The organism is Sporolactobacillus pectinivorans, assembly GCF_002802965.1.
Taxonomy (GTDB): Bacteria; Bacillota; Bacilli; order Bacillales; family Sporolactobacillaceae; genus Sporolactobacillus; species Sporolactobacillus pectinivorans.
In genome coordinates this window covers 2160351-2173356 of the sequence record NZ_NXGA01000001.1, presented here as the reverse complement: position 1 = coordinate 2173356, position 13006 = coordinate 2160351, and the positions used below count along the sequence as shown (strand labels likewise).

Below are 13006 nucleotides of genomic sequence, written 5' to 3'. Positions count from 1 at the left end.
AATATCACGTGTTCTCATAGGGCATCTGCCTATTGGGAGGGAAAACAGCTTGCTGAGACTGAAAAACCATAGCGGTTCATTGGAACAGTCCTTAGTTCTTTTTTTTGCCCTTTACATCTTAATAAGCATACCTGTGATTATTATTACAAGAAGGCTGATTCATATCATGATGGTCTGGAATGTGTTTCTGGCCCTGCTACCACTTCTATTTTCCCTGCAGTTCCGGTCCGGCATGATGAATCCTGACGGAAAGCACGTCTGGTGGCGTGGCCTGCTCTGGCTGCTCTTCTTTCCTAATGCTCCTTATATGATCACAGATTTCATTCATATTCAGGGCATTACATTTTACGCCTCTAATGCTCACTCTCCGACTGTTTATTCCACGGATATAACTGTCTGGATAAGTCTAGTTCATATCGGTATTGGTGTTTTTCTGGGGACATGTGCCGGAATGCTCTCTTTTTATTTCGTATATCAGGCAATGGTCCAAAGCATGGGGAAAGAGACCGCAAACATTGCTGTCATCCTCATCAGCCTGATCAGCGGCTACGCTATTTATGTCGGCAGATTCCTGAGATTCAATTCCTGGGATATAATCAGGCCTGCCGCATTTTTCTCGCAGCTTTTCAGTCATGTAAACTTGTTCTCAGTCAGCGTCTCTTTGCTCTTTTCTCTCTATATTCTTCTCATCTTCTGGTTGTTTGAAATCTTTTTCACTTCACGGAGATAATTTCGTTATTCCGAAAAAATAGAGCATCCAGTGGTGAACACGCTATTTCGTCAATGAGGCCACAGCATTGAAAAGAAGGCCTGCGTATATTTTTGAACCGATAGGATTTAGATGAACGGTGTCGGGTGCAAAATAATCAGGATGGCCGCTGCTTGCAGCATACCAATCGACAAGGCTGATGTTCGGGTACTCAGCCGCAGCCTGCCGCATGGTCTGATTGACTAGATCCTGCCAGGGCCTCGGAACACGAGTGGTAGTGACAATAATATGAGTTTTTGAACCAATTTGCTGAATTAATAAAGACATCTGACTCATCGTCACCGGCCCGTTCGTTCCCAATTCCACGATGACAATATTGCCCAGGGTTCCGGCACTTTTCATCTGGCTGACTATGCCGAAAGCTTCGTCAAACTGTCTGCCTACTCTCGCATTAATCGTGATGTGGCTGAATGACGGACCGAGATAAGGTTTGATATCCTCCATGATTGAATCGCCGATAACCGTGACGTGATCCTGCTGCAGAGCCTGTACCTGATTTAGGTTTCCTGATTTTTTCGTAACCGTAGCAGTATTATTTGTAACTGCCGCCGTTTTTGAAACCGGCTGAGTTTTTGCCTCGGTATTTCTCTTTTGCCTGGTTTTAGCCGCAGTATCGCTCTTCACCTGTGTATTCGTTGCGTCTTTCTGCTGAACAGCCTGAATGGACTCACCCGCATTGCTTTTCTTTACGGCTGCGGAGTTTCGGCTCTGTGCAAAGACGCCCGCACAGGCGAAAACAATAACCAATGATGCCGCCAAGACGCTTAGAATCCGCCACTTGACAGAAGCCGGTTTATTGAAAACATAGTTCTTAAAAAAACGGCCGACTGCTCCGGAGCGGAAGGGATTTTCAATCAGTTCCAGAGAAAGAGTGGAAATGACAATGATCAATACAATTTCTACAAAAAAACGTGCAAAGCGCGGGACACCCGCATCAAAATTATTGAGCGACAGGATAATGATCGGATACTGCCATAAATACATGCTGTAAGAGCGAACGCCAATCCACCGAAGCGGCAGTATGCCGAGAACTTTCCCGAACCACGTTGATGGATGCACAGCGGCTGCTATGACAGCAGCAGCCGCAACGGACATGCCAAACATGCCCCCCCGATAAATAAACCCGTCATATTCATTTGAAAAAGCGATCATAGCAAGAATCACAATGAATCCCAGAGTCCCGGCCGCTTCAAGTAAAATCCGTGATCCGGCCGATAAAGGGTTGGTAAATTTCCTGCTTGGTAAAATCATAGCAAGCGCAGCGCCAATTAAAATTGAAAATGCACGCGTGTCTGTACCGTAGTAAATTCTGCTCGGATCAGCTCCCGGCTGGTACAAAACAGCCATCAGTGCTGCCGAAAGAACAGCTCCCACCAAAGTAATCACAAATAAATAGCGACGAATTTTCGGATGACGGAAAGCAAACAGGATAAAAACAGGCCAAATCCAATAGAACTGTTCTTCAACACCAAGCGACCAGAAATGAGTCAGCAGCGAAGGATTTTCATAGCTTTGAAAATAAGAAAGATGATGAAAAATGTACCACCAGTTGCTGACATAAAAAATTGCGGCCAGCGCATCATCCCTGAAAGAAGACAGCATAGAAGGTCTGAAGAAAAGAAGCCAGATAAACAAAGCCGCTAAAGTAAAAAAAAGCGCCGGAAGCAGACGCCTCGCCCGTCTCATCCAGAAAGTTTTAAGGCTGATAGACCCCCGTTCTCCCCATTCGGCGAGTAGAATGTCAGTAATCAAATAACCGGACAGGACGAAAAAGACGCTGACACCGAGCAATCCCCCGCTTGCCCACGGAAAACCGAGGTGATAGAAAATAACCGCAAAAACAGCGATGGCTCTCAATCCATCAAGGCTAGGGATGTATCTGCGATGTTTTTCCCGCAGCCAGCGGGATGTTCTACTGTTATGTATGGTTAGTGACGGATCCTCTATTTCTTGGATTTTATGTTTATCGTTCAAATAATCATTTGTGCGCTTCATCTGAAAATTGAATCCCTTCTTAAAAAATATCTTCTTTGAATCTGTCCAGCACACATTTTAATGGATTGTCGGATTTAACTGTCATCAGTTATCAGCTAGCGATCGCAAAGAGATGTTATCAATCATCTCCATTAAAAGGCGATTGGCCGTCCCTTGTTTCCTGGAACAGCCAACGATCACCAATTTTCTGGAACCGATTATTTTGAGTTACCTGCCCATAAATTAAAAATAAACACTGCCGGCGTTTCAGTCAATGTCACGATCTTCCAAAACACGCTTAAACATAAAATGTTCCAAAAAAGAAAAGTAAATGTCATGATCTGTTAAATATGCGACCTGATCCCGATGAATTTTTAGTTAAAGTTTTCCCACAACATTTTAGCAGTAACCGAATAAATTTGGTATTTGTTCATATTTTTTAAAAAAGCTTATTTATCCGGATGGGGGCACGAACAAGATGCCTTGTATCGATGGCAAGACTTATATCAACCGAATCAACAGTCTTCATAACCATGTCTGGATCGATGGTTCAGAGATTTCAGGCAATATTTCGGATCACCCTGCTTTTGCGGGTGCATTGAAAAGTCAGGCAAGATTATATGATATGCAGCACGAGAAAGCTTATCGGGACATCCTGACTTGCAGATTGCCTGACAGCGACGAAAGAATCGGAACATCCTATCTTGAACCAAAAACGAAGAAAGATCTTGCGAAACGGAGAAGGTGCTTTCAGATATGGGCACGCCAGAACGCCGGCATGATGGGCCGCTCGCCCGACTATATGAATACGGTTGTCATGACCTTTGCAGCCTGCGCAGATCTTTTCGGTGATGCAAAGCACAGTGAAAACATGCGGCGATTTTACGATTACTGCAAAAAAAATGATATCTCTCTGACACACACGTTCATCCAGCCCCAGGTGAACCGCTCTTCTCTATATTTTGAGAACGCCAAGGAAACGATTGCGGCCCGGGTGATTGGCAGAAACGACGAAGGAATCATCATTCATGGGGCACGCCTGCTGGCGACACAGGGCGGTATGACCGATGAGATCCTCGTCTTTCCAACCGGTGCTTTTCATTTTGACGAAACATACGCTTATGCCTTTTCTATACCCTCCAATACCCCGGGTTTAAAGTTTCTATGCCGCGAGTCGTTCGCAGACGACAGCAGCCCGTTTGATCATCCGCTTAGTTCGCGTTTCGAAGAGGTTGATTCAATCGTTGTGTTTGATCATGTCACCGTTCCATGGGAACGAGTATTTCTGAATGGAAATACAGAGATCGCGAGCAAGCTTTACACAGACAGCGGTTTCCTGCCTCAGCAGATTCACCAAGTAACTTCGAGAAATGTTGTAAAAACGGAATTTATTCTCGGCGTTCTGCAGTCCTTGGTCGATGCAATCAATATCAGTGAATATCAGCATATTCGGAGCAAGATTGCAGAGGTGATTATTGGCCTTGAAACGCTTAAGGCATTACTCACAGCTTCCGAGGTTCATGCATCCATGGATCAATGGGGAACGATGACCCCTGACCGGAAACCACTGATGGCGGCCATGAACGTCTTTCCGGGCATCTATCCGCGTTTTATTGAGATCATTCAGTTAATCGGTGCAAGCGGGCTGGTCTCAATTCCCAATGAAAAAGACTTTTTCTCTGAGAACGGAACGGATCTCAGGAAGTACCTTCAGTCATCCGACCGTGACGGATATGACAAAGTAAAACTGTTCCGGCTCGCCTGGGATTTGTCGTTGAGCGGTTTTGCCGGTCGCCAGGAACTGTATGAACGCTTCTTTTTTGGAGATCCTGTTCGTCTTGCATCCGGACTCTATCGGGATTATGATCGTTCAAAATTTGTCAAACAGGTTGAGGAATTCCTGAACAGAAAAGACTAAACGACCACCTGCTAAAGCAGGTGGGTTCAGACATAAATGTCTGCGACTTAAAGTCGCCACTTAAAGACTGAAGTCTTCTGAAAGACCTTGTGCTCATAGCACACGGAATTCTGACTGAACTCAGTCGTCAATCTTGAAAATGTCGTCCTTGACTTTATTTGACTGATTCGCAATGTACTTTCGGATGATTTCTTCCGTCACGTTGCCGACCGTCGCACAGAAATAACCTCTGGACCATAGGTGCTGGCCCTAATACCGTTTTTTTAGTTCTGAAAACTCATCCTGAAGCAATCTGGATTAGCGTCCTTTCAGATACTCCATGATTTTACTCGGCGCTAGGCTGGGTGGACAAGAAATCAGCAAATGGACATGTTCCTTGCCTACGCTCCCCTGCAGGATTGTGACTCCCCTGGCCTCACATCCCTGCCGGATCAACTCACGCAATCGAACAGCGATTGGACCTCGCAGCACCTGATATCGGTATTTGGTCACCCAGATCACATGATACTTGATATCGTAGACTGCATGACCACTTTTCTGATAACCGTCCATACTTTTCACCTCTTTTGAAAAGTATGGACACGAAAAGATAAGGCTAAAAGCGGATACCGTCTAAAGACGGTGGGTTTAGACCCCGCTTTTGTAAGCTAAATAAATGAGCCCGTACGTGTTGAAGCCATACAGCCGTTTTACACTTCAGCAAAGATGTATATACCCCGCCAAAGATGGATAAAAAGGTAGCATACATCAATATAGAATGGGCGTGCTTTCAATGGCAGGGATTCTGGACGTTATTATTCGAACGGTTGTTACTTTTGTTTTATTTATGTTTATTGCGCATATTATTGGCAAACAGGCCATCTCGCAAATGACTTACCACGACTTTATTGCATCGATAACGTTAGGGTCAATTGCCGGAAATCTGACCTTTAACACGACGATCCAGTTTAGCCACTTCCTGATCGCAGCCTTACTGTTCAGCGGCATTATCTTTCTGACGACTATTTTTTCATTGAAAAGCAGAAAAGCGCGGGCCATATTAAACGGAGAACCAACTGTTGTCATTGAGAACGGGAAAATTCTTGAGAAAAACATGGGTAAATTGAAACTGACGATGGATTCTTTCAATCAGGCGCTCAGAGAAAAAAATGCATTCGATATTGACGAAGTGGATTTTGCGGTCATTGAAGCCGATGGAGAGCTTTCGATTTTAAAGAAACAGCCTTATCAGACGGTCACAAAAAAAGACCTGGACATTTTCTCGTCAGGTCTTTCTTCATTTCCTGTTGAACTGATCATGGATGGACAGATGATTAATAAAAATCTGGAACAAAACCATCTGACGAAAAGCTGGCTGCTTCAGGAAATTAAGCAGCGCGGATTGTCTCCATCCAACGTTTCCTATTGTGTCCGTGGCACAAACAGACAATTGTATTTTGATTTATTTAATGACAAAATCCATTCTCCTGTCGATGCTGAATCATAATGAAAACCAGTGACAGAGGTCAGTCCTGTCCGGAGAACTGATCTCTGTACATCTCATAATAAATGCCGCGCTTTTCGATCAGTTGTTTATGGGTACCCTGCTCAGCAATCTCTCCATTTTCCACCACCAGGATCTTATCGGCATTTCTAATTGTCGACAGACGATGGGCAATGATAAAGCTGGTCCGCCCCTTCATCAAATACGACATTCCCTCTTGTATCTTTTGCTCCGTCTGCGTGTCGACATGGCTCGTCGCTTCGTCCAGAACAAGGATGTCCGGATCGGAAAGAAATGCCCTGGCGATTGTCAGCAACTGTTTCTGCCCTTCGCTTAAATTGTCTCCATTTCCTTGGAGCACAGTCTGATAACCTTCAGACGTTTCCCGTATAAAACTGTCTGCATTTGCGGCTTCCGCAGCCTTCATAACTTCTTCATCGGTTGCGTCGAGCCTTCCATAGCGCAGGTTTTCAATAAAGCTGCCATGAAACAAATAGGTATCCTGGAGCACAATGCCGAACAATCTGCGATAGTCCGATCTTTTGTAATCGCGAATATCGATACCATCCAATTCTATAGCGCCACTGCCCGCATCATAAAATCGCGTGAGCAAATTAATAATTGTCGTTTTCCCGGCACCCGTCGGTCCGACAAGTGCAACTGAATCCCCGCTACCCACCTGAAAACTGATATGTTTCAAAATCGGATGGCCGGGCTCATACCCGAAAGAAACATCGTTAAAAATAATTTCACCTTTGTAAGCCTCTATATTGCGGGCATTTGCGTGATCTTCGGGTTCTTCTTTTTCATCCAGAATTTCAAAAACACGTTCAGCACCTGCTACCGCCGACTGCAAAGTATTAAATATGCTGGCCACATCATTAAGCGGTCTCGAAAATTGTCTTGAATAGGTAAGAAAACTGGCAATCATGCCGACCGTAATCAGTCCCTTGACTGCAAGAAAACCACCAACCGATGCAACAGCTGTAAAGCCGAGATTATTGATCACATTCATCAGAGGCATCATGTAGCCCGACCAGACCTGTGCTTTCATGCCGACATCTGTCAAACGTTTGTTTATTGAATTGAAATCACGGATTTCCTCATTCTCGTGGCTGAAAGCTTTAATCACGCTTAGTCCTGAAATGGATTCTTCAATCTGGCCGTTGAGCGTCCCCAATTCCCTTTGCTGGTCGACAAATAATTTTGTCGTCCTTGAGGCGATCGTTTTTGTCAGAATGAAAACAAGCGGCACCATGATCAGACTGGCCAAGGTTAAAAGCGGACTGATCCAGATCATCAGTGCAAGAGACCCGACAATCATAATAATATCGTTCATCAGCTCCACCGTAGACTGGGAAATGGTCACATCAATATTTTCAATATCATTTGTCAGCCGGCTCATGATATCACCGTGATGATTCTGATCAAAAAAAGCGATTGGCAATTTCTGCAATTTTTCAAACATGCTCTTCCGCAGACTCATGACAATTTTCTGTCCGGAAGAAGCCATAATCCAGCCCTGAAGCAGAGTGAGCAGACCGTCCATCATGTAAAACAAGCCGAGAACAAGAAGAATTTTAAACAGAATCGGAAAATTGACAGCACCCGGCCGCATGCCAATCTGATTCACTGCCAGTCCAATAAAATAAGGAATCAGAAGTGATACCAAAGCATCGGCGAGTACGAAAGCGGAAACCGTCATCAGTGCTTTCTTCTCTTGTGCGAAGAAATTCCAGAGTCTGAACAGTGTTTTTTTCATATTTCTCGGCTTCTCAACGGGAGCGAAACGCGCGGCACCGCGCCTTCTTCCCCCTCTTCGCCCAAGCGTGGGGCGTTGGAAAGCCGGCTCAGTACTTTTTCTGTCAGCCATTGCTTTCCACCTCTTTCCCAAGCTGCGATTGAAGAATCTCCCGATAATAGTTCGATTTACGGATGAGTTCACGATGTGTGCCCATCGCATCAATTTTTCCGCCATTCATGACGATGATTTTGTCAGCGTCCATAATTGAAGTGATTCTCTGAGAGATAACAATGCACGTGAGATGGCGGGCAGCAATCGATATATTTTTTCTGATCAGTTTGTCGGTCCGCGCATCAACCGCACTGGTCGCGTCGTCAAGAATCAAAATTTCAGGCTTGCGGATCAAGGCTCTGGCAATCGAAATACGCTGTTTCTGCCCTCCCGAGAAATTTACACCGCCCTGACCAATTATTGAATCATAGCCATCCGGGGTCCGGCGGATAAACTCATCTGCCTCGGCAGCTCTTGCGGCCTCATAGATTTCCTCATCACTCGCCTGCTCATTTCCCCAACGGATATTTTCTCTTACGGTGCCTGAAAATAGAAGCGGCCGCTGCGGTACAAGTGCTATTTTCCCCCTGAGTTCCTCTTCACTGAACGACCGGACATCGGTACCGTCCAGCATCAAACGACCATGATCGGGATCGTAAAACCGCAGGATCAGATTGACAAGCGTGGTCTTACCTGATGCAATCGGACCAGTAATGCCAACCATCTCTCCAGGAAGCACGGAAAAATCAATATCCTTCAGAAAAGGGTCCTGATGATTGGAAAATTGATCATGTGAAAAACAAACATGCTGAAAGACCAGTGCACCTTTTCCAGGAACCGGTTCAGTTTCAGGTTCTGGAAAAACCATATCTTCTTCCGTGTTCATGATTTCTCCGATTCGCTCAGCTGAAGCTTTTGCGCGGACAAACATATTGAATGCATTATTGACCATCATGATTGCGAAAAGAATCTGCATCATGTAATTGGTAAAAGCAATAATCGACCCAACCTGCATTGAGCCGTGCTCGACCCCCAGTCCGCCAAACCAAATAATAGCAACGATTCCCGCATTGACAGCCAGATTAACAAGCGGGCTAAATACGCTCCCCACTTTTGCAGCCGTCGCTGACAAGCTGCCGAGATTCTGGTTATTTTGCTGAAAGCGTTCCTCTTCATAGGAAAATCGATTGAAGACCTTGACAACCCGAACGCCGGAAAGGTACTCCTGAACGGATCTNCCTCTCCTCTTCATAGGAAAATCGATTGAAGACCTTGACAACCCGAACGCCGGAAAGGTACTCCTGAACGGATCTGTTCACACGGTCCAGTGCACCCTGAACCTTTCTGAAATACGGATAGCTGATCTTCATATTCAAATAAATTAAAAAAGCAATGACAGGGGTAACACCAAGCAGGATCAATGAAAGTTTCGGATTCAGATTGACCGCCATAAAAAGGCTGCCGATGCCGACAAGCGGTGCCTTCAACATCATCCGCATCAGTCCGTTGGCAAAAGTCTGTACGCGAGTGACATCGTTAGTCAGCCGTGTAATCAGTGTCGCATTGCCGAAACGGTCTATATTTTTCAATGAAAAGCGCTGGATTTTTACGTACAGGTCCTGTCTCAGATCCCGTGCGAAATTCTGTGAAACATTGACAGAAAGCACATTGCGCATGCAGGCGCCAAAGGCCCCGGCCAGAGTAATCAAGAGCATCAGCAAACCGTATTTTTCAATGAGGGGCGTATTTGATCGTGCGACACCCTGATCAACAATCCGGGACATCATGGCTGGCTGCATTAGATCAGCCAATGCTTCTAGAGAGAGAAAAAGGATTGCGAGAATAAATCGGGGTCGATAATTTTTCCAATAGGGCTTCAGATAGCCCATGTGCAGCACCTCCATTCATTTAAGTAAAAGGTGGCGATGCGGACACTTTTACATCGATTTAAGAATCATAAAAAACAGATTGACGTCGCCAGTTATCTATTGTCCCCAAGCAGCTCATATCCGAGCAAAGCCATTTCAAGACAATATCGCTTCTGGGGCTCAAAGAAATCCTCCCCCAGTATATCACTGATTTTTTCAAGTCGGTTGTATAAAGTCTGCCGATGGATAAACAATGCCTTTGCCGTCTCGCCCTTTGAACCCATAAATTTGAAATAAACGCCAAGCGTCTGAACGAGATCTAAGTGATGGAGCCTGTCATACGCAATCAAAGAGCTAAGCTGATCGCTGACAAAGACATGTATAAACGGCTGTGGTACTGCCTTAAGCAACTGATAGATGCCTATTTTATCGTAAAAGCAGCAATGCTTCATAGCGGGCACTGCCTGAGAAACTTCAATGACCTGATAAGCTTCTTTAAAGCTTTTCCACGTCTCAACTAATTGGTTTCTTGTCTTGCCGAATCCGGCATGAAAGTTTAATCCTCCAAGCGCTTCTTCGACGAATCTTTTCAGGCCGGAGATCAGTCTTAAAATGCTGCGTTTCAAAGATTCAGCTGATTGACCATTTAATTTTTCTTTCGCACACAACAGATAGATCTGATTATTTTTCATCATCATCAAATGGTGCATCTGAAAACGGTTGAGCAGTGAGCGAATCAGTACAGACAGATCCTGATTCATCGTTTCCATTCTTTCCGGCCCAGCTTCAAGCACATTATGTTCAAATTCAATGATCCCGCCGATAAACAGATAACGATTTTCATCCGGAGATGGAAGCCCCATGCGCATCTGCGCCTGCTCCTCACTATCAATCTGCTGACTGAGGATATCCTGAATCAATTCATTCTGGTTTCTTAATATTTTTTCCTCAAGAAACTGTGTCCGCAGTAAAACTGTTGCAACTGCTTTTGAGGCATAGTCCAGCAGCAATCTCGTATACTCTGTGGGAAGAGGCAGATGAATCATCAGGCCAATATAAGAAAAAACCTGACCGAAACAGATCACCGGCTGAATGAGAATATAATGGGTTTCATCAATTTCCCATATCTCCATTTCATTTATCTGGTCAAAATTTTTCAGTTTATTATTGCAGAAACTGTTAATGGCTTCCGCAGTTTCCCTCTCAACGGCCGGGTAGAATTTATTTGATTTAATCGAAGATAGATAGATAATCTGACCTTCTGCATACTTTTGCAGCAGCCTCAAAATTGCAGGGATGTCTGTGCTTTGCAATATGAGCTGCTGCTGTTTCTGTGAAAACTCCTCCAATTTCTTCATGAGCCCGAAATGGCGGTTAATCAGGTATGAATGGATATCCTGCGTGATCTCTTCAAAGCGGACCGGCTGTCTGAAAAGAATCAGTGGGAAATCATGATTATCGCAAAGTGTGATAATCTCTTCCGGAATTTCATCAACAGTTGTCCCAAATTCGATGCATAATCCGGCAGTTTCGTGGTCGATAATCTGGCGCATATAATCAAGCCCGGACTGAACAGATCGCTTCAGCCATAAACCCGTGGTCAGGATCAGATCATTTTTGCTGACGTACGGCGCCGCATGAGTAATTTCGAGAATATGAACCCAGCGCACTTCTCTATACCCGCCGTTTTTGCCGGCAATCAGCCTTGCCCGCTGAAAGAGCGGCCGCTGCATGACATCCCTGACACAAAATGACATTTCCTCAACCATTCGGATCAGACCTCTCGTTACTATTTCTTTCATCATATGTTATGTTAAGTGCCATGCGTTTAAAATGTCAAACAGTTATGTGATTTTAATTGACAAAATGTATGATGAAATTGATTCGCTTTATTTGTACTATTCTAAATAAAGACGATATCCACGGGTTTTCAATCTGTTAACGCCTGTTGGATGAAGCAGTAAAAAAGGGAGGAATAGAAATGATCATCGGAATACCTAAGGAATTGAAAAACAACGAACGCCGGGTGGCGATTACACCGGCAGGCACATTCCATCTTGTTCATGAAGGCCACAGCGTATATGTAGAAACTAATGCGGGAGCTGGGGCCGGTTTTTCAGATCAGGAATACGAGAATGCAGGCGCGTTCATCACTTCGGCTGAAAAAGCATGGTCCGCGGAAATGGTCATTAAAGTCAAGGAACCTGAACCTGAAGAATATCATTTTTTCCATGAAGGATTAATTCTTTTTACTTATCTTCACCTTGCACCTGCAGCCGGTGCCGAACTGACTAAAGCACTTGTTTCCAGTAAAGTAGTCTCCATTGCTTATGAAACGGTTCAGCGCGCAGACCATGTCCTCCCTCTGCTTCAGCCAATGAGCGAAGTAGCCGGTAGAATGGCAGTCCAAATCGGAGCGCAGTATCTGGAAAAATTCAGCGATGGCGCTGGAAAAGGTATCCTGCTTGGCGGGGTACCCGGTGTCTCACGCGGTAAAGTTACCGTTGTCGGCGGCGGTATCGTTGGAACAAACGCCGCAAAAATAGCCGTTGGTTTAGGCGCCGATGTAACTATTCTTGACATCAGTGCCGACCGGCTCCGTGATCTTGATGATATTTTTGGTACATCACTCAATACAATGATGTCCAATCCATATAATATCGCCGAAGCCGTAAAAGATGCGGATCTCGTTGTCGGCTGCGTGCTAATTCCTGGTGCAAAAGCACCAAAACTGGTTACGGAAGACATGGTCGCTTCCATGGCGGCAAATTCAGTCATTGTCGATGTTGCAATTGACCAGGGCGGTATCGTTGAGACATCTGACCATAGCACAACCCACGATGATCCAACATACATCAAGCACGGCGTTGTTCATTACGCGGTTGCCAATATGCCGGGCGCGGTTCCGAGAACGTCGACATTGGCACTGACCAATGTTACCATACCATATGCCGCAAAAATTGCAGGAAAAGGTTTCGTAAAAGCATGCCTTGAAGACGAGGCCCTGCTGAAAGGTTTGAATACGCTAGACGGCTATGTGACATTCAAAGCTGTAGCAGAAGCGCACAATCTGGAATACAAAAACGCACACGAACTGCTTGCTGCCGCAAGCAACGTATGATTCCCGCTCTCATCGAGTAAAATGTTATTCTTGCAACTCTTTAACTCTCTTGCCGGATGGATGGCAAGAGAGCTTTAT

At 45.1% G+C, this 13006-nt stretch carries 9 protein-coding genes and 1 pseudogene; 4 read left to right on the top strand and 6 right to left on the bottom strand.

Annotated features, from left to right (window positions below; translation table 11 throughout):
- Positions 1–49: 49 nt before the first annotated feature.
- Positions 50–730: a DUF1361 domain-containing protein gene (locus COP04_RS10440; RefSeq protein ID WP_239984834.1), complete on the top strand. Its 681-nt coding sequence runs from the start codon at positions 50–52 to the stop codon at positions 728–730.
- 42 nt (positions 731–772) lie between these two features.
- On the opposite strand, the gene COP04_RS10435 is transcribed toward COP04_RS10440, so the two are convergent.
- Positions 773–2764, bottom strand: coding sequence for an acyltransferase family protein (locus COP04_RS10435; protein ID WP_100487965.1), 1992 nt, complete (start codon positions 2762–2764; stop codon positions 773–775).
- 457 nt (positions 2765–3221) lie between these two features.
- Between COP04_RS10435 and hpaB the strand changes: the two genes are divergently transcribed.
- Positions 3222–4661 (top strand): 4-hydroxyphenylacetate 3-monooxygenase, oxygenase component, encoded by a 1440-nt coding sequence (hpaB, locus tag COP04_RS10430; RefSeq protein ID WP_100487963.1) that lies wholly within the window; start codon positions 3222–3224, stop codon positions 4659–4661.
- A 120-nt stretch (positions 4662–4781) separates the two neighbouring features.
- Here the strand turns inward: hpaB and tnpA are convergent.
- A pseudogene (tnpA, locus tag COP04_RS10425) lies at positions 4782–5213 on the bottom strand (IS200/IS605 family transposase).
- A 220-nt stretch (positions 5214–5433) separates the two neighbouring features.
- On the opposite strand from tnpA, the gene COP04_RS10420 reads away from it, so the two are divergent.
- Positions 5434–6147, top strand: a complete 714-nt coding sequence (locus COP04_RS10420) for a DUF421 domain-containing protein (protein ID WP_100487962.1) — start codon at positions 5434–5436, stop codon at positions 6145–6147.
- Between the two features lie 19 nt (positions 6148–6166).
- On the opposite strand, the gene COP04_RS10415 is transcribed toward COP04_RS10420, so the two are convergent.
- The 4 genes from COP04_RS10415 to COP04_RS10405 form a co-directional block, all read right to left on the bottom strand.
- Positions 6167–8017: an ABC transporter ATP-binding protein gene (locus COP04_RS10415; protein WP_100487960.1), complete on the bottom strand. Its 1851-nt coding sequence runs from the start codon at positions 8015–8017 to the stop codon at positions 6167–6169.
- Positions 8010–9191, bottom strand: coding sequence for an ABC transporter ATP-binding protein (locus COP04_RS20600; RefSeq protein WP_338062847.1), 1182 nt, complete (start codon positions 9189–9191; stop codon positions 8010–8012). The genes COP04_RS10415 and COP04_RS20600 overlap by 8 nt, the downstream gene beginning before the upstream one ends.
- Positions 9112–9726, bottom strand: a complete 615-nt coding sequence (locus COP04_RS20595; protein ID WP_476749553.1) for an ABC transporter permease — start codon at positions 9724–9726, stop codon at positions 9112–9114. Before COP04_RS20595 ends, COP04_RS20600 begins: the two co-directional genes overlap by 80 nt.
- A gap of 194 nt (positions 9727–9920) precedes the next feature.
- Positions 9921–11576, bottom strand: coding sequence for a PucR family transcriptional regulator (locus COP04_RS10405; protein ID WP_100487959.1), 1656 nt, complete (start codon positions 11574–11576; stop codon positions 9921–9923).
- A 212-nt stretch (positions 11577–11788) separates the two neighbouring features.
- On the opposite strand from COP04_RS10405, the gene ald reads away from it, so the two are divergent.
- Positions 11789–12928, top strand: coding sequence for an alanine dehydrogenase (gene ald, locus COP04_RS10400; RefSeq protein ID WP_100487958.1), 1140 nt, complete (start codon positions 11789–11791; stop codon positions 12926–12928).
- The last annotated feature ends 78 nt before the right edge of the window (positions 12929–13006 follow it).